At 61.0% G+C, this 24,698-nt stretch carries 15 protein-coding genes and 2 pseudogenes; 13 read left to right on the forward strand and 4 right to left on the reverse strand.

What is annotated here, in order from left to right:
* From AC0L3N_RS03505 to AC0L3N_RS03535, 7 genes and pseudogenes are all read left to right on the forward strand, one after another.
* Positions 1–1,620, forward strand: a complete 1,620-nt coding sequence (locus AC0L3N_RS03505) for an ABC transporter ATP-binding protein (protein WP_123147497.1) — start codon at positions 1–3, stop codon at positions 1,618–1,620.
* A 281-nt stretch (positions 1,621–1,901) separates the two neighbouring features.
* On the forward strand, positions 1,902–3,185 hold the full coding sequence (locus AC0L3N_RS03510; protein WP_473545633.1) for a glycosyltransferase: 1,284 nt from the start codon (positions 1,902–1,904) through the stop codon (positions 3,183–3,185).
* Positions 3,186–3,345: 160 nt separating this feature from the next.
* Positions 3,346–3,547: pseudogene (locus tag AC0L3N_RS03515) on the forward strand (helix-turn-helix domain-containing protein); the annotation flags it as partial.
* Between the two features lie 238 nt (positions 3,548–3,785).
* Positions 3,786–5,258, forward strand: coding sequence for a DUF6600 domain-containing protein (locus AC0L3N_RS03520; RefSeq protein WP_473545635.1), 1,473 nt, complete (start codon positions 3,786–3,788; stop codon positions 5,256–5,258).
* Between the two features lie 496 nt (positions 5,259–5,754).
* Positions 5,755–6,435, forward strand: coding sequence for an HAD family acid phosphatase (locus AC0L3N_RS03525; protein WP_123147185.1), 681 nt, complete (start codon positions 5,755–5,757; stop codon positions 6,433–6,435).
* A gap of 510 nt (positions 6,436–6,945) precedes the next feature.
* Positions 6,946–7,170 (forward strand): YjiS-like domain-containing protein, encoded by a 225-nt coding sequence (locus tag AC0L3N_RS03530; protein ID WP_244602675.1) that lies wholly within the window; start codon positions 6,946–6,948, stop codon positions 7,168–7,170.
* Between the two features lie 3 nt (positions 7,171–7,173).
* On the forward strand, positions 7,174–8,880 hold the full coding sequence (locus tag AC0L3N_RS03535) for a tetratricopeptide repeat protein (RefSeq protein WP_473545638.1): 1,707 nt from the start codon (positions 7,174–7,176) through the stop codon (positions 8,878–8,880).
* A gap of 257 nt (positions 8,881–9,137) precedes the next feature.
* On the opposite strand, the gene AC0L3N_RS03540 is transcribed toward AC0L3N_RS03535, so the two are convergent.
* Positions 9,138–9,848 (reverse strand): response regulator, encoded by a 711-nt coding sequence (locus AC0L3N_RS03540; protein ID WP_123147188.1) that lies wholly within the window; start codon positions 9,846–9,848, stop codon positions 9,138–9,140.
* 67 nt (positions 9,849–9,915) lie between these two features.
* Positions 9,916–13,605, reverse strand: coding sequence for a PAS-domain containing protein (locus tag AC0L3N_RS03545; RefSeq protein ID WP_473545640.1), 3,690 nt, complete (start codon positions 13,603–13,605; stop codon positions 9,916–9,918).
* Positions 13,606–14,060: 455 nt separating this feature from the next.
* Here AC0L3N_RS03545 and AC0L3N_RS03550 point away from each other — a divergent pair, with 455 nt between their 5' ends.
* Complete coding sequence (locus tag AC0L3N_RS03550; RefSeq protein ID WP_473545642.1) at positions 14,061–15,443, forward strand: FAD-binding oxidoreductase; 1,383 nt, start codon at positions 14,061–14,063, stop codon at positions 15,441–15,443.
* A gap of 698 nt (positions 15,444–16,141) precedes the next feature.
* Here AC0L3N_RS03550 and AC0L3N_RS03555 read toward each other — a convergent pair.
* Positions 16,142–17,269, reverse strand: a complete 1,128-nt coding sequence (locus tag AC0L3N_RS03555; protein ID WP_473545644.1) for an NAD(P)/FAD-dependent oxidoreductase — start codon at positions 17,267–17,269, stop codon at positions 16,142–16,144.
* Positions 17,270–17,333: 64 nt separating this feature from the next.
* Positions 17,334–18,335, reverse strand: coding sequence for an SIS domain-containing protein (locus AC0L3N_RS03560; protein WP_473545646.1), 1,002 nt, complete (start codon positions 18,333–18,335; stop codon positions 17,334–17,336).
* A gap of 102 nt (positions 18,336–18,437) precedes the next feature.
* Between AC0L3N_RS03560 and AC0L3N_RS03565 the strand changes: the two genes are divergently transcribed.
* The 5 genes and pseudogenes from AC0L3N_RS03565 to AC0L3N_RS03585 all read left to right on the forward strand — a co-directional run bounded on the left by AC0L3N_RS03565 (position 18,438) and on the right by AC0L3N_RS03585 (position 24,509).
* A complete protein-coding gene (locus AC0L3N_RS03565; RefSeq protein WP_123147192.1) occupies positions 18,438–19,304 on the forward strand; it encodes a PfkB family carbohydrate kinase in 867 nt (288 codons plus the stop codon).
* 158 nt (positions 19,305–19,462) lie between these two features.
* A pseudogene (locus tag AC0L3N_RS03570) lies at positions 19,463–20,300 on the forward strand (ABC transporter substrate-binding protein).
* A gap of 76 nt (positions 20,301–20,376) precedes the next feature.
* Positions 20,377–21,906 carry an amino acid ABC transporter permease/ATP-binding protein gene (locus AC0L3N_RS03575; RefSeq protein ID WP_473545648.1) on the forward strand — a complete coding sequence of 510 codons (1,530 nt, stop codon included), beginning with the start codon at positions 20,377–20,379 and terminating at the stop codon, positions 21,904–21,906.
* A gap of 110 nt (positions 21,907–22,016) precedes the next feature.
* The gene (locus tag AC0L3N_RS03580; RefSeq protein WP_123147195.1) at positions 22,017–23,111 is read left to right on the forward strand and encodes a LacI family DNA-binding transcriptional regulator; all 1,095 of its coding nucleotides are present in this window, start codon (positions 22,017–22,019) and stop codon (positions 23,109–23,111) included.
* Positions 23,112–23,477: 366 nt separating this feature from the next.
* Positions 23,478–24,509 carry a substrate-binding domain-containing protein gene (locus AC0L3N_RS03585; protein WP_473545649.1) on the forward strand — a complete coding sequence of 344 codons (1,032 nt, stop codon included), beginning with the start codon at positions 23,478–23,480 and terminating at the stop codon, positions 24,507–24,509.
* Positions 24,510–24,698 lie beyond the last annotated feature (189 nt).

The following is a 24,698-nucleotide window of genomic DNA, read 5'->3' on the forward strand; positions in this document are numbered from 1 at the left end:
ATGGTCGCTTCCGAAACGATCCTCAGCGTCAAAGACCTTCGGGTCCGCTTCCGAACGCTCGATGGCGCGGTCGAAGCCGTCAAAGGCATCAACATCCACGTCAATGCAGGCGAAACCGTTGCGGTGGTCGGCGAATCCGGTTCCGGCAAGAGCCAGACGATGATGGCGGCGATGAGCCTGCTGGCCTCGAACGGCGAGGCGACAGGCGTCGTCGACTATCGCGGCCGCAACCTTCTGACCCTGAGCAAGTCCGAGCTCAATCAGATCCGCGGCCGCAAGATCAGCATGATCTTCCAGGAGCCGATGACCTCGCTCGATCCGCTCTATTCGATCGGCAATCAGCTGATCGAACCGATCCGCCGGCATCGCGGGCTTGGCGCCGCCGAGGCACGCGAAGAGGCGCTCAAGCTTTTGCGTCTGGTCCATATTCCCGATCCCGAGCGGCGGATGAAATCCTATCCGCACGAAATGTCGGGTGGCCAGCGACAGCGGGTGATGATCGCCATGGCGCTGGCCAACGATCCCGACATTCTGATCGCCGACGAGCCCACGACGGCGCTCGACGTGACGATCCAGGCGCAGATCCTCATGCTGCTTGCCGAACTGCAGCGCAAGCTCGGCATGGCGATCGTCTTCATCACCCACGATCTCGGCATTGTCCGGCGCTTTGCCGACCGCGTCTATGTCATGCGCTATGGCGAAGTCGTGGAGGAGGGCGAGGCGGAAGCAATCTTCGTCAACCCGCAGCATGCCTATACCAAGATGCTGTTGGCCGCCGAGCCGACCGGAACCAAGGCGCCGCCACCGCCAAATGCGCCCGTTCTGCTAGAAGGCAGAAATGTCGAAGTGACCTTCAAGATCGGCGGCGGGTTTCTCGCCGGCGAGCCGCTGATCCTGCGCGCAGTCGATCGCATTTCGATCCGGCTGAAACGAAACCAGACCATCGGCATCGTCGGCGAATCGGGTTCGGGAAAATCGACGCTCGGCCGGGCCTTGCTGCGGCTGCTGCCAACCGACGGCCTCATCCGCTTTGGCGATCGCGATATTTCCGCCGCCGACCGTCAGGCCATGCGGCCGCTGCGGCGCGAATTGCAGCTGGTCTTCCAGGACCCGTTCGGTTCGCTGTCGCCGCGCATGACCGTCGGCCAGGTCATCACCGAAGGACTTCTGGTGCATGAGCCGACCCTGTCGGGAAGGCAACGCGACCTGCGCGCGGTCGAGGCCTTAGGCGAGGTCGGGCTCGATCCGAATGCGCGCAATCGCTACCCGCACGAATTCTCCGGCGGCCAGCGCCAGCGCATCGCCATCGCGCGGGCGATGATCCTCAAGCCCAAAGTGGTCGTCCTCGACGAGCCGACGTCGGCGCTCGACCGCTCCGTCCAGAAACAGATCGTCGAACTGCTGCGCAAGCTGCAGGCCGATCATGAACTGTCCTACCTATTCATCAGCCACGATCTCGCCGTCGTGCGCGCCATGGCCGACTATATCATCGTCATGAAGCAGGGCAAGATCGTCGAGGAAGGGCCGACCGAGGCGATCTTCAGCAATCCGCAAGCTACCTACACGCAGACGCTGATGGCCGCGGCCATCGACGTCACACGGTTTCGCTTGAGCGCATAGCGCTTCCGGTGAGGACTGCAGCAGGAGGTGGGTGAAAGACACGTCCCTCGGGTATCCTGCATCAAGAAACACACGAGGCAGCGCTGAAGCGCGAGGCCGAAACGGAAGCTCAGGCTATCCGCGTTAGCGTTCAGGATGATAAGGTGGATCTTGAGGGCAAGGTCGAGACTTGGCCCGAGTGCTACCGAGCCTGCCGCCTGGTCGTCGCCGGCCCGAGAATCTGGACACGGCGATTTCTTTGAGGCCGCGTCCCTGCGATCGACAGACGCGGCAGGCCTTGCATGAACATCGTGATGTTTACCAACACATTCACCCCGCATGTCGGCGGCGTTGCACACAGCGTTGCGTCGTTGTCGGAGATGCTGCGTGAGTTGGGGCATGCAGTCCTGATCGTCGCGCCGGACTATGCGGAAGCAGCGCGATCAGAAAGCGATATCCTCCGCGTCCCGGCGATCCAGAATTTTAACGGGAGCGATTTTTCAGTGCCGATCCCGTTCACCCGCTCCCTTGAGAAGACACTGAACGCCTTCGAACCGGATATCGTCCATTCGCACCACCCGTTTCTTCTCGGCGACACCGCCCTTCGCATCGCGGCTTCGCGAGCGTTGCCGACGATATTTACCTATCACACCCGCTACGAACTCTACGGCCACTACGTTGCGCAGGATGCACCGGTCCTCCAACGGCTCGTGCTCAGCCTCGCGGCTGGCTACTGCGATCTGTGCGAGCATATCATCGCTCCAACTGGCAGCATTGCCGACCTCTTGCGCCACCACGATGTCACCAAACCGATCACCATAATCCCGACCGGGATCGACTTGGCCAGGTTCGCCGAAGGAGATCGGCTGAGATTGCGGAGCCGGTTGGGACTAGCGGAAACCGATTTCATCGTCGGGCACGTAGGCCGGCTGGCGCCGGAGAAGAACCTGACTTACCTCACTGAAGCAGTTTGCCTGTTTCTTTCGCAAAATGAGCGCGCGCATTTTGTTGCCGCCGGCGACGGTGCGTCAGCGTCCGAAATGCGCCGAATGCTGGACGAGGCGGGTCTTCAGGACAGATGCCATCTGCTAGGCGTGGTCGAAGGCGCCGAACTGGCCGACGTCTATGCCGCCATGGACGTCTTTGCCTTCTCGTCGCGTTCCGAAACCCAAGGTCTTGTGCTTGTCGAGGCGATGGCGACCGGCGTTCCCGTCGTTGGGCTTAATGAACCTGGAGTCCGTGAGGTGGTACGCAACGGAAAGAACGGCTATCTCCTGTCAGCCGATGCGTCCCCAGGCCAATTCTCCAAGGCTCTCGCCAGAGTCCGCGCGATCACTGCGCCGGGCCGAGCGGCATTGCAAGAAGAAGCCAGACAGACTGCGGCCTCCTATGCACGATCCTCGACCGCGCAGCAGACCGTCGAGCTCTATTCGCAGGCTGTCGCAAGCCATGCCGGTGCCCGAGCTACCCGCACTCGTTCATTTGAGGCGACGCTCGAAGGTCTCAAGCAGGAATGGAGAATCCTCGCCAACCTCGCCAATGCCGTCAAGGACGCGGTGGCGACGCGCGGTGACTCCGCAAAGTGACGGCTGCGGGACGCCGCGTTTGCGCCCGGACTGCTGCTATCCGTCGTCGCCTGCCCTAGCCGTTTCGCTCAATGAGAATTCGTCGGCTCGATCCGTGCGCCAGTTGGTCTCGCGGCATTATCGATGTTTTTGGATGCGCGGAGGCAGATGTTCACCAGGCACCTCGCTCTCTCCTCTGCAGTTCCAGAAACAGTTGCGCCTCATTGAGGCGAGGCGGCTCATTCTGTCGCGGGACTGCGAGCGGCGCAGCGTTCCCGGTCGGCTACGAAAGCGTGTCGCAGTTCACCCGGGAATATGGTCGTCTGTTCGGCCGGACGCCTGTTCGGGATGCCAAAGAGACAAGAGGTACAACCTTGGCCGCCGCTCGAGATGCCGAAACCCTGGAGCTTGTACCTGAACCGACGAGCATGTGCTCTGTAAGTGGCGGGCGAGCGAGGCCCTGTCTGCGCGGCAGGGGACTCCGCTGACGGGCATGTGGCGGCTTACCGAGGGACGGGGGCGGAGCATCAATTCCTCATTCTAGGCCTCTTGGGCGGTGGGTTTGGGCAGATGCGGCAACATTAGCAAGTGGAACAATCCGACAGCCGGTGAGTTTTCAAGATGAAGGGCGATCTGTTTCGGAGGAAGACCAGAATGAAACGCGTCCTTGCACAAAATGCGGTACGACTGATGCTGGGCGGCGTGACCGCCTGTCTGCTTACGGTCGTCGAGATTCCCAACCCGGTTGCGCCATTGTCGCTTGTGTCCGAGGCAAGGGCTGCCACCGATGTTTCCATTTCGATCAGCACATTCTATGACGACCTGTCTTCCCACGGTGATTGGGTTTCGTACCGGGGAGCGACCGTTTTCGTCCCGGTTGATGTCCCTGACGATTGGCGTCCGTATACCATTGGACACTGGGTCTATACCGAGCAGTATGGCTGGCTCTGGGTGTCCGATGAGCCGTTCGGCTGGGCGACCTACCATTACGGCCGGTGGGGCTATGCCGACGACATCGGCTGGTACTGGGTTCCCGGCACTCGTTGGGCGCCAGCATGGGTGAGCTGGCGGCGTGAAAGGGAGCACATCATCTGGGCTCCGCTGCCGCCGCGCCGCGATCCCGATTTGATTTCAATCGAGGTGACCTTCGACACCACGCCGGATTTTTACTGGGTCGTGGTCCCCACCCGCGAATTCCTTGCTGAGGACATTTCCGTCGTCGTTATCCGTGATGAGCCGGAGTTTGTGCGCATTGTCGAAGCGGCCGAGCCGGCCGCAGACGTGACGATCCAGAACAACGTGGTGATCAACAAAGTCATTGATGTTGATGTGATCGAGAAAGAGACGAGCCAGGAGGTGACTGTCGTCGAGGTCAGCGAGACCGAGACGCCCGAGCAGGCCGGCAAATTGGAAAACAATACGGTCACGGTCTTTGAAGGTGAAGTGAAAGCCGATCCCGATGCCAAACCAGCTGAGCTCAAAGACATCGAGGAGGTGAAGCAGGTCCAGGCAGGCCGGAAATCGAAGCCGACCGAAGGCGCAGCAACGACCGAACAGGCGCCGGCGACCGGCGAAGAGGTTGAGCCGGAAGAGACCGCCAAGCCTGAGAAGCCGACGAGCGAGGAGCAACCGACCGTTGAGCAGCAGCAGGCCGAGCCGGACCAGGCGGCCAAGCCTGAGAAGCCGAAGGCCAAGGAGCAGCCTGCCGTTGAGCAGCAGCAGGCCGAGCCGGACCAGGCGGCCAAGCCTGAGAAGCCGAAGGCCAAGGAGCAGCCTGCCGCCGAGCAGCAGCAGGCCGAGCCGGAACAGGCGGCCAAGCCTAAGAAGCCGAAGGCCAAGGAGCAGCCTGCCGCCGAGCAGCAGCAGGCCGAGCCGGAGCAGGCGGCCAAGCCTAAGAAGCGGAAGGCCAAGGAGCAGCCTGCCGCCGAGCAGCAGCAGGCCGAGCCGGAACAGGCGGCCAAGCCTGAGAAGCGGAAAGCCAAGGAGCAGCCTGCCGCCGAGCAGCAGCAGGCCGAGCCCGAGCAGGCGACCGAACCCAAGCCACAGAAGCAAGAAAACAAGGCGTGCGATCCGCAGACTGGGGCGAACTGCTAGGGTGCGGGTACAGACTAACGGCACCGCGATCGTTCCACCGCGGTGCCCGCTGAACGGCATCGCGCCAAAGCTGCGACCCCTTGCCATGCGGACGATCGCGTCCTTGACGGCTCGGCGCGGCAATCGGCGGTAATGGGGCAGTCATTCGCGGAATGTCGCGCCATTCAACGTTCTCCGCCGCGCACGAGCGTGTGGAGTCCAGTCCGGAGTATCCACTGCGAGCACCTCTCCGGAGCGGGTCTAAACCATCTCGCCGTCGGTACCCCGAACCTGTCTTCAAGAGCGTTGGTGGTAGTTCTCGCGAGGTCAACTTCTAGCGTTCACCTCAAGCACCCCGAAAGACCGCTATTGGGGCACTTGCCGACATCGCTCAGTTTCGAGGACCTGTGCCTTGCCTCGCTTGACAGAGGACTTCTCGCGACCGCAAGGTCTCGTGATGCAGACGATTAGTTGGAATAGAATTGCGCGTGGTGCGGCCGTCGGGGCAATCGTGCTGATGATTGGCACAAATGTGCCTGGGTCGGCGCGTGCCGACGGCTCGCTCCTTCTCACAAGCCCGTCTCAGCCAGCCAACGTCGGCGACGCAATGCTGGCGGCCGCCAGTTATCATGATTCCGGCGCATATGATCGCGACCTTGCCGCCGTGGCGAAGCAGGCCGGCGATTGGGTCGTCGAACGCGCAATGGAGGTGCCTCGCCCCGCACTGGTGCTCGATATCGACGAGACGGCTTTGGCCAACTGGGAAGTGATCACACGTGACAATTTCGGCCGCCCGATCGGCGGCGCCTGCGACATCGCAATCGACGGTCCCTGTGGCTGGGCCGCCTGGGACCAGCTCGCGAAGGATCCGGCCATCGACCCTGTGCTGGAGGTCTTCCGGCAGGCGCGAACGGCAAAAGTCGCAGTATTCTTCATCACCGGACGTCCGGAGGACCAGCGTCAGGCGACCGAACAGAACCTGCAATCGGCGGGCTATGCCGGCTATGAGCAACTTTATATGGTCCAGCCGGGAGCCAAATATGGTTCCGCCGCTGATTTCAAGGCACCCGTAAGAGCCGAAATCGAAAAGGCCGGCTACACGATCATTGCCAATGTCGGTGACCAGCCATCCGACCTGTTCGGGGGACACGCCGAGAAGCTGTTCCTGCTGCCGAATCCGTTCTACAGGGTTCGCTGACGACGTGTACGGCTCAAACCCGACCGCTAGGGCCCTTGCCGCCCAACGGCAGGCCGTGACCGTTGTTTACCTTGAGCAGCAACGAACGAACGACGGCTGTCGGGCGGGCAGACATGCCGATCATATTCATCTCCGGGTACGGCAACGTGCCGATGTCAGCCCAGCGCTCTAAGTTTGACAGCCGCATATTGGCCCGACCAAGACGGGGCCCCTGGTCGGGCCCGACCACAGACGATCGATTGCGGCTAATGTCATGGCTACCCCTAACATTAGCGAGGCAGCAGATAATCGGCAATTAGATCGGTGTCCCGTTGCTGCCATCTGACGCGCGAGCCAGCGTGGCTGATCTCGGACGCCGGTTTCACTATCCAGCGCCAGGAAAGAAGGCGGTTTCCCGCGCGACTCTGGCAGCTCGCAGTCCACACCGCGCGGAAAGCGCTCCCCGGCGCTGAAACAAACGAAACACTTCGCGTTCGGCGTGGAAAAACGCCTGAAACAGGGATGGTTTAAATGCAATGGCATCGCTGCACCCGCGGCGCCAATCAATGGAGTGTTGCAATGTCGATAATGCGAGCAGCTTACCGCTCTTTCCGGGACTACCGGGTTCACCGTATGGCGGAACGGACGCTTGCGGCGATGGACGATGCCTTCCTGAGGGACATCGGGATCAGCCGGTCCGAGATTGGTTTGGTGGTCCGCGGCTTGAAGCGCGGCCAAGAAGACAAGGCGGGCTGAACCATGAAACTTTCATTTAGGCTCCCGCTACTGGCCTGTGCGAGCGCGGCCGCCCTTCTGGCGGCGCCCGCCGCCAATGCCCATGAAACGGGCGTTCCGTATCGCCAGGCCAAGGCGGCGGTTGCAGCGGATTCGACAAGCGTTCCGCTGTTCGAAAACCTCGGCAGTCATTCCTACCCTGTCACCACTACCAACCCGCTGGCGCAGGCCTATTTCGACCAGGGCCTGCGCTGGGCGTGGGCGTTCAACCACGCCGAAGCGCAGCGCGCTTTCAGGGCCGCGCAGAAGCTGGACCCGACCTGCGCCATGTGTTTCTGGGGCGAGGCCTACGTGCTCGGCCCCAACATCAACGCCAGCATGGGCCAGGAGGCGGCCGCGAACGCCGCCGAAGCCGTCGCGCAGGCGCGCAAGCTAGCGCACCTCGCCTCCAGCCGGGAAAAGAATCTTATCGCCGCGCTCTCCAAGCGCTACAGCGCCGATACTTCGGCCGATCAGGGTGCCCTGAACCAGGCCTATGCCGCGGCGATGGCGGAACTGGCAGACCGCCATCCGCAGGACGACGAGATCGCCACGCTCTACGCTGACGCGCTTATGAACCTGATGCCGTGGGACTACTGGCTTGACGGCGGAGCAACGCCAAAGCCGGACACGGTCAAGCTTGTGGCCTCGTTGGAGCGGGTTCTGGCGCGCAAACCGGATCATGCCGGCGCGATCCATCTCTATATCCATGCCGTCGAAGCATCCGCGACGCCGGAAAGGGCCGAAGCCCATGCCGACCGGCTTGCCGCCCTCATGCCCGGCGCCGGACACATCGTGCACATGCCAGCGCACATCTATCACCAGGTCGGCCGGTGGATCGACAGCCTGGAGATCAACCGCGAGGCGGTGGCAGCGGACGAGGCCTATTTCGAGCGTGTCGGCATAGCGCCGGAGAGCACGCCCGGTGTCTACACGGACGGCTATTATCCGCATAACCTGCATTTCCTGATGACCTCAGCACAGATGGCGGGCGACGTCGAGGCAATCGCCGAGGCGGCCAAAAAGCTCGAATCGCTGGTCTCCGACACCATGGCCAGAAAGGTGGCCGGGCTGCAGCCGATCAAGGCGGCGACCTTTTTTGCGCACGCCCAGTACAGCGATCCCGAGGTCATACTCGCGCTGCCGCTGCCGGCAAACGCCCTGCCTTATGTCGAGGCAACCTGGCGATATGCGCGGGGCGTCGCCTTCGCCGCAAAAGGCGCGAGCGAGGCGGCGCGCGCCGAGACCGCCGCAATCCGCAAGCTCGCCGCCGAGACCGACTTTTCCACGGAAACGGCGGGAGGACTTCCGGCGCCGGATTTGCTGGAATTGAGCGCGCTGATCGTGGAGGCCCGCATTGCCCAGCACCAGGGCAACCTGCGGGAAGCGCGCGATAAGCTTGAGGCGGCGGTCGCGATCGAGGACGGCCTTGCCTATATGGAACCGGCCTACTGGTATTATCCGGTCCGACAGACCCTCGGCGCGGTCTACATGGCCATGGGTGAGCACGAGGCGGCCGCGGCAGCCTTCGAGCACGTGCTGGAGCAGACTCCAAACAACGCCTGGGCGTTGTGGGGCCTGCGCGAGGTTTTCCGCAGGACCGGCGGGACAGCGGACGCCGAAGAGATGGATGCGCGCTTCAAGGCCGCCTGGGTGGGAGCGCCGGATTTTCTCGGCATCGAACGGCTCTGACCCGCGCTTAAGGTGCCGGCGTCGTTGTCGGCTCAGGAAACGTGTCGCAGCCTCGCAACCCGGTTGCGACACACAATCCCAGGTCGAAAAAAGACCTGCGTGGCCGGTACGCCTGCCTTTCAGTGCCACACGTCATAGTAGAAACGCAACGCAGCTGGATCCCGAAAATCAGAAGTTTGAGCGGGCTATCCCCTGGAGCCACAAAGTCGCATAAGCCGAAAGGGCTGAGGCGCTGGTCCAACCAGCCAGCGGCGCGCTCAAGCGTAGAGGTAACCCATGCCGCGGATCGTCCTGATCACCTCCGGCTTGGAGGGATCGACCTCGATTTTCTTCCGCAGGCGCGAAACGCGAATGTCGATGCTGCGATCGAAGGGATCCCAGCCGCGGTCATGGGCGAGCTCGAGCAGTTGATCACGGTTGAGTACTCGTCCGCGATGTTCGCTGAATACTTTCAGAAGCCGGAACTCCATCGCGGTGATCGCTATTTCGACCCCCTCGGCGTTGTATAATTTGTGTTCGTCAGGGTCGAAGCGGCACTTGCCGAACTGGACCTGGTGAGGGCCCGGAGTACTCGACTTCTCCGCAGCGCGTTCGCTCGCCGATGTTCTGCGCAGCACGGCCTTCACCCGCGCCAGCAGCTCCCGAAGGTCGACGGGCTTCGCGACATAGTCGTCGGCGCCAATCTCCAATCCGACAACGCGGTCGACGATTTCCGCCGATCCGGTCAGCATGATAATGGCAACGTCTGAGTGCTCTCGTAGATATCGCGCCAGGGAGAGGCCATCCTCACCTGGCATTCGGATATCCAATATGACCACATCGACGTGCTGGCTATCAATAAGTTCACGCAGTGCAGGCCCCGCGTTGGCCGGCGTCACGGCATAGCCATGATGCTCCAGATATTCCGCCACCGTGTCGCGGATATCCGGTTCGTCATCGCAGACAACTACGTGTGCGTGCGTCGTCAAAATCGACCACCGAGCAACTAGCCTAATATAAGTTGCCCCTGAAGTGACGTGCAAATCAACGGATCTGTCAAGTATTGTTGTTGACCAGATTCGAGACAAACGAACGGAGCTCGTTCGGTTTGATCGGTTTCTCAAGATAGGGCCGTTTCGCGGCGCGCAGGAACATCTGCGCGTCTGGGCTGATCGTGTCCCCCGTCAGGAAGGCTAACCTGTCGAGCTCGGCCGGATGAAGCTTGGCAATCTGGTTGAACAATCCCCGTCCATCCATGTTCGGCATTTTCAGATCGCTCAGGATCAGCGCGAAAGTGCGGTTCTGGAGGTGCAGCAGCGCTTCTTCGCCGGATCTGGCAATGGTGACCTTGAAACCATCTCGCCTGAGCACCTCAGCAACCAGCTCACCCACTTCCTCTTCGTCGTCCACGACCAGACAAGCAATACCGGTTGAATTCGGGAGCTCGTCTTCGGCCGTTTCGGCTCGTTCCTCGATACGGTCCGAAGCAGGCAGCGAAAGTATGAAGGTCGAGCCACCCCCCTCGGGGGATTCTACTTCGATGGTTCCTCCATGGGATTGAACGATCCGATGACAGAATGACAGCCCGATCCCGGTCCCTGAGCCAATCTCTTTCGTCGTGAAGAACGGCTCGAAAATGCGGGGAAGTATCTCTTTGGGAATTCCCGGACCCGTGTCGGCAACGCTGACGACTATGTTGCCGGTTTTGGGATGAAGCCGCGTTGAAACCGTGATTGTCCGTCGCCCTTCCCAGCCGTGAAGCGCCTGTTCTGCATTGACAAGCAAGTTGATCAGCACCTGGCCAAGCTGATCGGGATCCGCCCAAATCGGGGGAAGACCAGGTTCAAGATGAACTGAAAGCCCGATGTCCGACGATCGAATCGAATAGCTCGCCACTTCCACCGCCTCGGAAATAATGTCATCGATCGCAACGTTTGAGGTTCGCGTCGGCTGCTGTCTGGCCATAGCCAGGAAAGTCTTGACGATCCTGGCGCAGCGTTCGGCTGCCTTGCTCATCTTGTCGGCGCGTTCCACGACCTTGGCGTCCGTTGCGGTCTCCTTCAACAGCGATGACAGGCCAAGCACCACCGAGAGCGGGTTGTTCAGCTCATGCGCAACCCCCGCCAGCAATCCACCGAGCGCCGACATTTTTTCGTTCTGGTGCAGCGTCTCGCGCTGTCGCTCCAATTGCTGCTGCATTTCGATACGGTCGGTAAGATCGTAGGCGTGGGAAACGATCACCTTCTCACCGTGGTAATCGATCAGTCGAGACGAAACCGAGCACCAGCAGGTTCCACCGTCCTTGCGTTTGAGCTGGGTTTCGAAATCGTCGACCAGCCCCGTCGCGAGCAGCCGCTCAACGTATCGCATCCGCTCTGAAGGATCGACATAATAGTCGACGGCGCTGGTGACGTCGCCGAGCAGCTCAACGGTGGCGGGGCTGCGGTAGAGCAGCTTCCCGTCATGCGCGCGGGTCATCTGGATGTTGACGGGGCAGGCTTCGAGGACTTTGCGGACCATTTCATCTGCTTCCTTGGCGGCCTCCTCGGCTCGCTTGCGCTCTGTAATGTCGACACGGGTGACCACGAACCCGCCTTCGCGGGTCGGACAGTTCGAGACGAAAAACCAACCCCCGTCCGTATGACGGAATTCCTGTTGCCGGAATTCGCGGCGGTCCCTTGCCCTCTCGGCAAGCCAGTCGTCGATCTTGTCCCGTGGAACCGGAAACTGGTTGCGCTCTGCGGTCACGCGGAGGAAATCGAACCAGTTCACCCCGGGAACGAGCACATCCGCGCTTATCGCGTGCATCTGGCGGTACCTGCTGTTGGCCAGCACTAGGCAATCGTTCCTGTCGTAGAGAGCAAACCCTTCGGCCAGAGATTCGATCGCGTCGATCAGCCGCTCGTTGGCCTTGCGCGTTTCTTGCTGGGCGGTGATCATGTCGGTGATATTAGTCGTGTTCGACACTATCACCTGCCTTCCCTGGAAATCGATCAGGCGAGCGGAAATCGAAGCCCAGAAGGCCTTGTTCTCGGTGTCGTACTGCTGGACCCGAAAATCATCGATCCTGCCCTTTGCGATCAGGGTGCGCTCCAATATTGCGCTATAATCTGGATCGACATAGTGGTCGGTTATTCGAGGACGGTCGGCGTAGAGATCTCTGGTAGCAGGATTGCGGTAGAGCGTTTCTCCCTCGATCGTGGTCATGTGTATCGGCGAAGGGCAGGCATCGAGCACCTTTTGCAGCAGTGCCGTGGCGTCGCGCTCGGCAGCCTCGGCCTTCTTGCGCTCGCTGATGTCGGCGCGCGTTACGACGAAGCCGCCAAGATCGGTGGGATGTATCGATACCGAGTGCCATTTGCCGTCGGAGAGGGGTACTTCGAAATGGGAGTGGAACTCAATTCGGCTTTGGATACGCTCATCGAGCCACTCATCCTCGCGCCCAACCGCATTGCGGAACACGCCGCGCTTGGCGGATTCGCGAAGGAGTTCGCCCCATTCCACGCCCGGTTCAACGAGATCCCGCACCGGGTGGTTCAACTCCCGGTAAAGACTGTTGCACATGACCAGGCGGTGGTCTTCGTCGTACAGCGCGAATCCCTCGGAGAGTGATTCAACGGCGTCTGCGAGCATCTCCCGCGCCGCGGCGACTTCGCCGTCACGCTTCTTCTGCTTGGTCACATCGGCGATGCCGGCGAGAACCACTCGCCGGCCCTGGAACTCGACAATCCTGAGATTGCCCGTGGCCCAGAACTCCTGGCCGTCGGGTCTTTTAAGAAGCACCTCGCAATTTTCGACGACGCCCTTTTGCATGAGCTCCCGATTGATTTCCCGGTGTTTCTCGGGGTCGACAAAGTAGTCGCCGAGCCGCACCGTCTCGCGTTGCGCCTTTTTGCTCCATCCAAGCAGCCGTTCGGCAGCATTGCTCTGGTAGATGAGTTCCCCCGAACTTGCATCGTTCATCCATACCGGCAACGGATGATGCTTGATCAGGAAACCGAACAGATCCTCGCGCTGCTTCCGTTCCGTGATGTCCAATACCCCGATGATGAGCGAGGGGCGCCCGCCATAAACGCCGCGACGGCAGTTAGTCGAGCACCAGACAGTCGATCCGCTTGCGTTTCTAAGCTGGATTTCGTGATCCCGCACGATGTCGGTGTTGCTGGCGAGAGAACTGATTTCATCGAATTCGCCAGTATTCACGAAATGATCCGTCAGGAATTGCGGCCCTTGCGGGGCCCATTTTCGGCCAAGCAGGTTCGACGCATCGAGGCTTTCGTAGAGGATCTGCCCGCTTCCCGCGTCCACCACCCAAACGGGCAGCGGGTGACTGTCCGTGATGCAGCGGAATATCTCCGCGTTTTCCCGGTGCGCGATCTGCGCTCGCTTCATCTCGGTAATGTCGACGCTTACCAGGGCCATGCCGCCATCAGGCCGAGGATGTGCGGTGAGCAACTTCCACCGGCCATCCAAAGTCTCCGCTTCAACTGGAGCGTCGTCGATTTGCGTCCATCGCGCCGCGGCGCTTTCAACAAACGCGTTGCCAGGCTCGATGGGGCGGCCGTCGAAACTCTTTAGATGTGAGAGGGCTTCGGCGACTGCGGCAATGGCATCCATCGGCTGCATCTCGCCGCGATTGAGCCGCTGGCTTCCAAATATCTGCGGATTGCTCCCAACGAGGACATTGTTGGCGTCAAAAAGGGCATAGCCTGTGTGTGTGGATGGCACCGGATTATCAGGCCGCATGGTCGTTCCCTTTGTTCACGTGATCTCCCGACGGCGGATACTAGACCCTCTTTGTTTCAGCACACATTCAGACGCCGCGTGATTTGTTTCAACTGTTTCGGCGCGTGGGAGTCTTCGCCAGCGCTGACGTGAAAACGAATTCTATCAATCCTCCGGAAAAACGGCCGAAACACGAATGGCCTAGGTTGCACGGCCGATATCAAGGCTCGAGCAAACGACCCGGACCATAACCAGCCACAAAATGCCGCCTGTCATCGCCATGGCGCGCGCGCTGAAACAAACGAAACACTCCCACCGCACCACTGAAAAACGTCGGAAACGAAGGCGGTGTATGACAAGAAGAGCCGCAGATGCGGTAAATTCAACCGGCGAAACGCAAATGTCTGGCGCCCAGGATGAACAATCTAGTCTTGGCGAGTGTCGATGCGTCTTGCTCTGAAACCTGAGGGTTCAATATGGATAAGCCAGTTACTTCGTACGATTTCCCCGACCGGCTCCTCGCGAGCCTTATTGACCAAAACCATCCGGCCTATGAAGAGGCTCGCGGGCTCTACAACGCTATGATCGACAAGCGGCCGGGCTGGATCGTCCCCTGCGCCGAGGTCGCCGACGTCGTCGCGGCAGTTAATCATGCCCGAGAGAAGCATTTGCTTCTTGCCATTCGCGGCGGCGGCCACAACGGTCCAGGCTTCGGCAGTTGCGACGGCGGAATGGTCATCGACATGTCGCCGATGAAACGGGTCGATATCGATCCCAGGACCAGCACGGTCCGCGTCGAGGCCGGCTGCACCCAAGGCGATGTCGACCGCGCCACCAGCGCTCATGGGCTGGCGGTGCCGGCGGGCCTCGTCTCGACCACAGGCATCGCCGGACTGACGCTGGGCGGCGGAACCGGCCATCTAACGCGCAAACACGGCCTCACCATCGACAATCTGCTTGCGGCCGAGGTCGTGCTGGCCGACGGCAGCGTCGTGACGGCAAGTGATGACGAACACCCGGAGCTGTTCTGGGCGCTGCGCGGCGGCGGCGGCAACTTCGGCGTCGTGACGCGCTTCACATTTCAGGCGCATCCGGCGAAGGATGTCTATGCCGGGCCGATCTTCTTCGACATCGAACATGCCGCAGAGATCATGCGCTGGTACCGCGACTTCCTGCCCGGAGCGCCGCGAGAGCTCGGGATGTTCTTCGGCATCAAGACGGTGCCCGCCTGCGACCCTTTCCCACGCGAGATCTGGGAAAGGCGCATCTGCGCGCTGATCAGTTGCTACAACGGCGCGGAGGAGGACGGCATCCGGGCGATGCAGCCCGTGCGCGACGCGCTTCCCAGGCCTCTGATGGACGGTATGATGCAGATGCCCTTCGTCGATCTGCAGGCGCTGTTTGATCCGCTGCTGCCGAAGGGCTTGCAGTGGTACTGGAAGGGCGATTATGTCGACGAGCTGTCCGATGCGGCCATCGCTGCCCATGCCGAGCACGGCTCGAAGACCCCGACCGAGCTGTCGCTGATGCATCTGTACCCCATCGACGGAGCGGTCCAGGAAGTGGCTCCGGACGCCACCGCCTGGGGACCGCGGCGAGCGCGTTGGTCCATGGTTATCGCCGGCATCGACCCCGACCCGATGAAGGCGCCGGAGCTGAGGCGCTGGGCAAGCGAGTATTGGGCCGCGGTGCACAAGCACAACCCGCATGGTGGCGCCTATATCAACTTCATGATGGATGATGAAGGCGAAGCGCGCGTACGCGCCGCCTACGGCGCCAACTATGAGCGGCTCGTCGCGGTCAAGCGCAAATACGATCCGGCGAACCTCTTCTGCGTCAACCACAACATCCGGCCGTAAGCCGAGGCTGAGCCTGTCCGTCCTTGGGTCGCGCCGAGGCGGACAGGCCTGTGGCATGCGGAAGCCGGTGTCGCGCCATCGAGGAAGACTCTCGTCGAATCTCCGACGAGACCACAACCAACAAAATGCGGCCCGCCCCGTCGCGCGTGCTGCTGAAACAAACGAAACACTCCCACCGAACTACAGAAAAACGCCTGAACGAAAGCGGTATATGACAATAAGAACCGAAGACACGGAAGATTAAATTGGAGAGACGAAAATATCCAGAGCCAAATACCGAACATCTAGTCTTGGCAAGGGTCGACACGTTTTGCTCCGAAACCTGAGGTTCAAAATGCATAGGCCAGTTACTTCATACGATTGCCCCGACCGGCTTCGCGCGAGCCTTGTTGACCAAAACCATCCGGCCCATGAAGGGGTTCGCCGGCTCTTGCAACGCCATGATCGATAAGGGGCAGACGATCATTCGTTGCGGACGCCATGTCACACAGACGCCGCGCAGGCGCTCTGTACTGAGTTTCAAAGGTTTTGATGGCGCCGCGCGTGAAGGGCCAGCCTTGCTGCGGCCGCGGCTAAAACTAAACTACGATTGTCATGTTATCCTAGTCAGGTGCGCGGATCAACCTCCTGAAGGCGGTCATCTGGGCAATGCCACCGCGGGCTCATCTGGACAGTCGATCTCGGCCGCGATTGCCCTTTCAGCCGAAACGGTTGGCGCGGAAGGTTGCAAGCATGGGGTGCGGATTGCCGGAGGCGATTTCTTTGGCTAGCAATTCGCCGACGATCAGTCCAAGCGTGGCGCCGCTGTGGCTAAAAGCGACGTGAAGGTCGGCGACGGTCTCGACGGAGCCAAGTACCGGCTCGCCATCGCCGGGGATAGGCTTCGGACCAACGGCGTAGGTTGCGAGTTGGAGCCGCGGATTGCCGTCGAGCACGGCGCTAGCTTCGTCGAGCAGTCCTTTTACGGTTTTGTCGTGCACGGTGTAGGTGTCGTCCGAGTTGACCACGACTTCTTCCTCCGACCATGCCGAATCCAAAACAAGTGCGCCATCCGGCGTCGGGCGTACCGCCACGCGCGGCGTATTCAGCACGGCGCGGAGCTCGGTCTTGATCGGCTTGGTCTTCAAGAGAAGTGAAATCGGCGTGGCGTCGGGGACATGGACTCCGATCTCCGCAAGCATGGAAGGCGTCGCTGGCCCAACGGCAAGGACGACTGCATCCGCCTCGACCGCCGCACCGCCAGCAGTGACGACGCCACGCGCGCGACCACCTGTGGCAACTATCCGCACGCGTCCAGCGTCCTGAACAAGCTTGCCGCCGCGCGAGCGGAATTCATTGAGCAGCAGATCGATCAAAGAGGGCAGGTCAACCCATCCTTCGCCAGGATTGAAAATGGCGCCCTGCGGGGTGACTGCACTGGCATTGACCCCGGGCGTCACTGCGCCAACTTCGGCAGGGCCGAGCAGAAGCGCGTCATAACCAATATCCTGTTCCAGTTGCCAGATGGACGCGATCTGGTTCGCCTTATCATCCGCATCCCAGGTGAGGCCGCCGTCAAAGCGAAGCCAGGACGCGGTTTCCGGCCTTGTGGCGGCCAGGGTCCGATAACGGTCGACGCCTGCAAGCCTCAAGCGGTGATAGGCAGTCTCCGCGCGTCGCGCTGAGTTCAGCCAGGAAAGTGAACGGCCGGATGCACCGTTGGACGGCGCGCCGTCATTGACAATGGTCACATCAAAGCCAAGGCGGGCGAGGTGCAGCGCAGTTGAGGTACCAAAGATGCCTGCGCCGACAACGACGACATGGCGCGGCTTTGGGAATGCAGTCATAGAGAAATCCTTCTACGCAGAAGATGGGCCGGAAATTGTGAGATCGCTACAAAGCGCTGCGGAACTAGTAGTCCGACAGCTTCTTCATGTAGCGCCTACCCTCGAGCATCGGCCGGTCGCGCAGACCTGCCAGCTTGTAGGCAAAACGCCATAGAGTGTCGAAGAAGACCAAAGGCACGAGATAGGGTTTGATGCGTTCGGACATACCGCCGAGGTCGACTTCCGCTCCATCGAGCACCAGGATGTTTTCCCGGCTGCCGTACTTGATAAGGAAATCACGGGCACGTTCGGAAAGGCTCCGCGTTTCGTCCAAACCCAGCAGGACCACGAAGCAAGCATCCCTATCCACCACTTCGAATGGGCCATGAAAGAACTCGTTCGCGTGTATTGCCTGCGAGTCGTACCACTGCATTTCCATGAGCACGCAGATGGCGTAGGAATAGGCCGCACCGTAGCTGGCACCGCTGGCTAGTGTGTAGATTGCCTCTCGAGGTGCGAAGCGAGCGGCGAAGGTCTCGAACCGGTCAGCGTAGGCCCGGTGCGCGCGCTCGATGGCCGGTTGAAGATGGCTCAGGCTGATCAGCAGGTCGTCGGTTAGCCCGCCGTCTTCCCGAGCATCGATCAAACCGGCGAGCAGCATGTAGAGCACGCCGTAATTGCTGTAGGCTGCATCGATTGCTTTGCCCGTCGTATACGAGGCCTGGTAGGCAATCGGGTGGTCGACCGCCCGCGCGAGCGGCGATGTTTGGTCGAGCGTCATGCCGATTGTCATTGCGCCTCGGTCTTTTGCGTGATTGGCCGCCCGCACGGTCTCCTTGGTGTTTCCTGTCTGCGAGCAAAGGACAACAAGCGTGTCAGGTCCCAACCGCCGCGGATCTCGGCAGACGAACTCATCCGCGTTGTAGATGTCGCAGGCGAAAGTGCCACTATGGCGGTCGAGGAAGTATTTGCCTGCCATCATGATCGAGAGCGAGCCGCCGCACGCCACGAGAAAGAGGTGCGAAAACTGCCTGCCCGCCGCAGCGTTCAGAGCGCGTTCTAGGTCGGCGGGCAGGGCGGAAATCATGAGCTTCCTCGTCTGGTTGACAGAGCTTGGGCCGGCGCACAATTGACAGATAATTGCCATTATGCGAACGTTCTCACATCCTTTTAAGCTGAAAGTCCTGTAATGGTCAAGATTGCCGCGATGGGCGATAACGTGGTCGATTGCTATCTTGCTCGCGGCGAGATGTATCCTGGCGGAAACTGCCTCAATGTCGCGGTCTATGTGAGCCGCTTCGGCGGGCAGTCGGCCTATGTGGGAGCGATCGGCAAAGACCGGGCCGGGGACCTGATCTGCACTGCACTGGCGTCGGAGCGCGTTGACGTCACCAGATTGCGGCGCCTCGAAGGGCCGACCGCTTACTGCCTCATAGGTCACCACAACGCCGATCGGATTTTCCTGGATTTCGATCTCGGCGTTTCGATGTTTACGCCGACGCAAGAAGATCTGGATTTTCTCTCAGGCTTTCAGGCCGTCCACATCGGCCAGTCCAGCGGGTTAGACCCATGGGTTGCCGCAGCTTCGAGTAAATCACTGTTATCTTACGATTTTTCCACGCGGCGGGAACCGGAACACCGGCGCGAGGTTGGACCCTATTGCTATCTGGCTTCTGTTTCAGGGGATGGTCTTGACGACAAGGAATTGGCCGTAGTCGCATCCGATCTGCTTGCGTGTGGTCCAAAGTGGGTTTTGGTGACTCGCGGTCGAGCCGGCGCGGTGCTTCACAGCGACACAGGCTCCTACCGTACCCCGGCGCGGCTGGTCGAACCCGTCGACACCCTGGGCGCGGGCGACACCTTCATCGCCCGAACGCTACTCGGCCTGCTTACGGAAGAGGCGCCTCAGGACATTCTCTGCCATGCCGCAGAGGCGGCGGCTGCAACCTGCCAGTACTACGGGGCGATCGGCCATGCGTCAGCAATCGATATAGGGAACATGACGCCCGAGATCCTCCGCGGAGCCCGGCACGCTCAACACGGGAAAACCGTCTAGCTGCGAAATTCTCCGAAACAATTGACGCGAGAAACGGACAATGCTAGGTGAAAGTGATAACGTTCTCATCCATCTAATTAAATGCCACCTAAGAGCATTTTGATGGATCAGACGTCGAGTGGGAAGGCCGGGTTCGGCTAATCGTAAGAGGAGAAGACATGCAAACGAATTCGAGCAGGCGCCAACTGGTGAAATGCGGCCTGGCGCTGTCTATCGCGCTGGCGACAGGACTTAGCACCTTGGCCGCGTCAACGCAGGTAAAGGCGAGCGACAACCCCTACAACCTCATCGACCCGACGGTGATCAGCGTCGGAACCATGGGCGATGCGAAACCCTACGTCTTCACCGACGCCAACGGCAACTTCACCGGCTTCGACGCTGAGCTCTTCCGCGACGTGGCGCACCGGCTCGGGTTCAAGGAGGAGCAGGTCGTCTTCACCGGCCAGGAATTCTCGGCGTTGCTGCCATCCGTCGCCAACGGCCGCTTCGACGTCGCTGTCGCCGCCATTGGCACGACCGCGGAGCGCAAGAAGACCGTGGATTTTGGCGATGGCTATCTCGCGGGTTACCTTTCGATCATTTCGGCCGATCCGGCTCTGACGAGCAATGAGAGTACCGCCGGAAAGCGCATCGGCGTGATCCAGGGGACGCTGCAGGAAATCTATGCCGAGAAGAATCTGAAGGGCGACATCGTCAAGTTCCCCGACAACAATACCGCGGTGGCGGCGCTGAACAACGGGACGATCGACGGCCATTTCACCGACTATGAGTCGGCCAAGCAGTATGCAGAACGCTATAAAAACCTGAAGATAACAATGAACGTGCCGTCCTTCGATGCGCCAGCCGGGTTCGTGGTCAAGAAAAGGCAACGATGCCTTCCGCGAGGCACTGAACAAGGCACTGCGCGAGGCCATGGAGGATGGCACTTGGAAACGGCTGCACGAAAAATGGTTCGCGGGCACCCCCATGCCGGATCAATATCTGCCCAAGAAGTGAATTCGAGCGACTTCGCTGTGTTTTCCGGCCGGGCCCGTGAGCAACGGTGCCCGGCCGAGTTATAGATGGACTTGATATGAGCTGGTTCGATACCTTCTCCCGCAGCTTTCTTGATTTCCAGGCGATGGCAGAAGTTCTGCCAAACATGGTGATGGTCGGTCTCAAGAACACCCTGATCCTGGCCGTTGCCTCGACGTTTTTCGGGACGCTGATCGGTATCGTCCTCGCCGTGATGGGGATTTCCGAAAACCGGCCGCTGAAACTCCTAGCGCGGGTCTACACCGATATCTTCCGTGGGCTTCCCGCCATTGTCACTATTCTGATCATTGGCCAAGGCTTCGCGCGGTTGGGCCGGGACCTGTTCGGTCCATCGCCTTATCCGCTGGGCATTCTGGCACTCAGCCTTATTGCCGGCGCCTACATCGGAGAAATTTTCCGGGCCGGCATTCAGAGCGTCGAGCGTGGTCAGATCGACGCCACCCGCACGCTCGGAATGACGTATGGCCAAGGCATGCGCCTGGTGGTGATCCCGCAAGGCATCCGCCGCGTCCTGCCGGCACTGGTCAACCAGTTCATCGGCAACGTCAAGGACTCCAGCCTCGTCTATTTCCTTGGCCTGCTCGCCTCCGAACGCGAACTGTTCCGCGTCGGCCAAGATCAGGCCGTGCTGACCGGCAACCTGTCACCGCTCTTGCTGGCCGGCGTGTTCTACCTCGTGATCACGGTGCCGCTAACCCACCTCGTCAACTACATCGACGCGCGCATGCGCGTCGGCAAGCGTATCACCGGCGTGCAGAGCGGCCTCAAGGAAGTCGCCGAGCTTGCGGAAGCCGGCGTGCCGGGCGCAGGGAAGTCGCCGGCAGCCGCGCCCACACGCTTTAAGGGCGGCAGCATCGAGGTCAAGAATATCGACATGGCCTACGGTGCCGTCCAGGTGCTCCATGACGTCAGTCTGAAAGTGGAGCCCGGGACGGTCACCTGCCTGATCGGGCCATCCGGCTCGGGCAAGTCGACCTTGCTGCGTTGCCTCAACCGCCTCGTCGAGTGTCGAGCCGGAGACATCCTGCTCGATGGTGAAAGCATCTACAAGCAGACCCCTGACCAGCTCCGGCGGCGTGTCGGCATGGTTTTCCAGCAATTCAACTTGTTCCCCGACCGCAGTGCGCTCGCCAACATCACCCTGGCGCTGCGCAAGGTAAAAGGCATGTCGCGCCAGGAGGCTGAGCGCGCGGCCTTAGCGAGGCTGCATGAAGTCGGACTCTTGGAGCGCAAAGACCATCGGCCGGCAAATCTTTCGGGCGGACAACAGCAGCGGGTGGCCATCGCGCGCGCCCTGGCCCTCGAGCCCGAAGTCATGCTGTTCGACGAAGTCACCAGTGCTCTCGATCCGGAATTGGTGAAAGGTGTCCTGAACTTGATGGCCGACCTCGGACGGGGCGGGATGACGATGGTGGTCGTTACGCACGAGATGAACTTCGCTCGCAAGGTTGCAAACCAGGTCGTATTCATGGACGAGGGGCGGATTGTCGAGGCAGGGCGACCAGAGGACCTTTTCGACGATCCGAAAAGCCCACGTCTTCGGCGCTTTCTGTCTGAGGTGCTGTGATTGCAATGGTGTATGCAACGGCGAGTGCTGCGGTGTTCGGGCTTGCGGGGTGGGCCTAACTGCCACTAGCTCGTCTTTACGACGCACGAATGGGCGGCGGGGCTTGCTGAGTGATTCAAAGATCGTCGAAAAACGCAACCATCATAGAGGTTGCTCGCCGGGCCGGGGTCAGCTCCGCCACGGCGGGGCGTGTGCTTGGCGACTACGGCTACAGCAGCCCCGAGGTTCAGGAGAAAGTGCGCGCCGCCGCAACTGCGCTGGGCTATCGCCCCAATCGCCTGGCAAAAGGTCTGATCACTGGTAAGACGCAGACTATCGGAGTTGTGGTCGGCGATATCGAAAGCCCATTCTACGCGAGCGTCTTGCGTGGAATAGGGGATGTCGCGCGCCGTGGCGGGTTCGGGGTTATCGTTACGAATAGTGACGAAAATGCCGAACTCGAGCGAGAGGCGGTGCAACTGCTGCTGGAAAAGCAGGTCGACGGTTTGATCGTCTCGTCGACCTTCGTGGATGAGCCGGATCATCTTCGTGAGGCAGTCGCGGCCCGCTGTCCCGTGGTGCAGTTCGACCGCATCGTGGCGGGCCTGGAGACCGATTCCGTGGTGGTCGACAACGTTTCTGTGACGCGCAGCAGCATCGCTGCGATGATCGGGGCCGGACACAGCCGCATCGGCATACTGGCCGAACTGGGTCCGGGCCAGCGCGATGATGTCGGCTCCTTTGTGGCGAACGTCGATCTCTCCAGCGCTGACGTTCGCTACCACCATCCAAGCTGGCAACGGCTGTTGGGTTATCTGGAAGCTCATCGTGCCGCAGGTATCGAGCCGGATCTGCAGTTGGTCCGCCGGGTGGCGGTCTATTCCAGCGAGGCAGCCCGCAAGGAGGCGCTCGATCTGCTGACAATGCGCAATGCACCGTCCGCTCTATTTACCGCCGACGGTGTGATGTCGACAGGCGTTCTGGAGGCGACTTCCGCACTGAAGCTTGTGATTCCAGGAGACGTTTCGCTGCTTTGCTTCGACGATCTCGATTGGATGCAGTTCGTGGCCCAAGGTATCACAGCCATCGCGCAGCCAGCGCACTTGATCGGAGCGGCGGCGGCGGAGCTTCTCTTGAAGAGGCTGGCGGAGGCTACGTTACCTTTCGAGCACCGTGTCCTGACGGCCCAAATCGTGGAGCGCAATTCGATTGCCGTGCATGTCTAGCTGCAGGCTGGATGTTCTGAGGTCCCTGAGCGGAAGCGGGCGTGTCCCTGACATTCAACCCGTGGCTGCGTTGACCTAAAACGGTCGTACGTCATGCTGGAAAACATCGGCAGGTCAGTTTGAAACCGCTGACCTGAGCTTGCCCGGCTCGTTCGTTCACCAACACTGGCGGCCCCATCGGTGCTCGTCACTGCCAGCCAGTCTGTGAAATATATTTCAGCATGTGAATTTTATTGACACTCGAGCCAACTCCTGCGAATGATCAGCTGCTGGGCCTCGGGAGGAGGTTCGGCCTCATCAACCACAAGCGGCGGCACGTAAGTGTCAGGCCGCCCAATTGACCAGGCTTCGGCCGAGGGAGGACTCTTGCGGAAATTTTTGAGCATGCTCGCCATTTCGGCAGCCGCCAGCACAGTGTTGGGGGCAGGCCACGCCGCGGCCCAGGCCGCTAACCCGTTCAAATGCGAGCCGGGTGAAAAATACGTCATGAACGTCATGGTTTCCGGCGTCGAATATTGGTTCCCGGTCTACGAGATGTTCAAGCAGGCTGGCCAACAGTTCGGCTGCGAGACCGAATATACCGGGACGCCCGAATACGACGTGAACAAGCAGATAGCGACATTCGACCAGGCGCTGGCTCAGAAGCCGGCTGGCATCCTGGTGCATCCGATGAACTCCGATCCGTTCATCGAGCCAATCAACCGGGCCATCGACCAGGGAACGGCAGTAGTCACATTCGCCGCGGATTCGCCCAACTCCAAACGAGTGTCCTACATCACCTCCGACAACGTCGCCGAAGGTACCTATGCAGCCGATGCAGTCGCCAAGGCGATGGGCGGCAAGGGCGAATACGCGGTCCTTGAAAACCCCGGACAGGACAATCACGACAAGCGCATCGCCGCCTTCATCGCCCGCATGGAAGCCAAATGGCCGGAAATGAAGCTCGTCGGCCGCGCGGCGTCGAACCAGGATGCGACGAAGGCGTATCAGGCCGTGCTCAGCCTTGCCCAGGCCCATCCCGAACTGGGCGCGGTGTTCATGCCGGAAGCCAACTCGGCAATCGGCGCCGCGCAGGCCGCGAAGGAGGGCGGCGGCAAGATCCGGGTTATGCTGGCCGACGTCAACGCCAAGATCCTCGATATGATCAAGGCCGGCGAAATCTTCGGCTCGGTCAACCCGAACCAGGGCATGCAGGGCTATATGGGCTTCATGCTGCTGTGGCTGGCCAAGCATCCTGAGCTGATCGATCCGATGAACGACGCCCGGCGGTCGGGCTTCAACGGCATGGGCGTGCCTTTCGTCGACAACGGCTTTTCCATCGTCACTGCGGAAAACGCCGATGATTTCTATTGGGATGCCTACCTCACACGGCGCGGCACCAAGGGCATCGAGGAATAAGTCCGACTTTATGCCTTCGGGCTCTTCGGAGATGCTCGAAGCGGGACGGGGGGGGGGGGGGGGGGGGGGGGGGGGGGGGGGCCCGCGGCCGGGGGGGGGGGGGGGCGCGGGCGCGGGGGGCGGGGGGGGGGGGGGGGGGGGGCCGCGGCGGCGGGGGGGGGGGGGGGGGGGGGGGGGGGGGGGGGGGGG

It is taken from the genome of Mesorhizobium sp. WSM4807, assembly GCF_055811615.1.

Excerpts from the sequence above, each read along its gene's own strand:
- AC0L3N_RS03505 (WP_123147497.1), top strand. The coding sequence starts at position 1 with ATGGTCGCTTCCGAAACGATCCTCAGCGTCAAAGACCTTCGGGTCCGC.
- AC0L3N_RS03510 (WP_473545633.1), top strand. The coding sequence starts at position 1,902 with ATGAACATCGTGATGTTTACCAACACATTCACCCCGCATGTCGGCGGC.
- AC0L3N_RS03520 (WP_473545635.1), top strand. The coding sequence starts at position 3,786 with ATGAAGGGCGATCTGTTTCGGAGGAAGACCAGAATGAAACGCGTCCTT.
- AC0L3N_RS03525 (WP_123147185.1), top strand. The coding sequence starts at position 5,755 with ATGATTGGCACAAATGTGCCTGGGTCGGCGCGTGCCGACGGCTCGCTC.
- AC0L3N_RS03530 (WP_244602675.1), top strand. The coding sequence starts at position 6,946 with ATGCAATGGCATCGCTGCACCCGCGGCGCCAATCAATGGAGTGTTGCA.
- AC0L3N_RS03535 (WP_473545638.1), top strand. The coding sequence starts at position 7,174 with ATGAAACTTTCATTTAGGCTCCCGCTACTGGCCTGTGCGAGCGCGGCC.
- AC0L3N_RS03545 (WP_473545640.1), bottom strand. The coding sequence starts at position 13,605 with ATGCGGCCTGATAATCCGGTGCCATCCACACACACAGGCTATGCCCTT.
- AC0L3N_RS03550 (WP_473545642.1), top strand. The coding sequence starts at position 14,061 with ATGGATAAGCCAGTTACTTCGTACGATTTCCCCGACCGGCTCCTCGCG.
- AC0L3N_RS03555 (WP_473545644.1), bottom strand. The coding sequence starts at position 17,269 with ATGACTGCATTCCCAAAGCCGCGCCATGTCGTCGTTGTCGGCGCAGGC.
- AC0L3N_RS03560 (WP_473545646.1), bottom strand. The coding sequence starts at position 18,335 with ATGATTTCCGCCCTGCCCGCCGACCTAGAACGCGCTCTGAACGCTGCG.
- AC0L3N_RS03565 (WP_123147192.1), top strand. The coding sequence starts at position 18,438 with ATGGTCAAGATTGCCGCGATGGGCGATAACGTGGTCGATTGCTATCTT.
- AC0L3N_RS03575 (WP_473545648.1), top strand. The coding sequence starts at position 20,377 with ATGAGCTGGTTCGATACCTTCTCCCGCAGCTTTCTTGATTTCCAGGCG.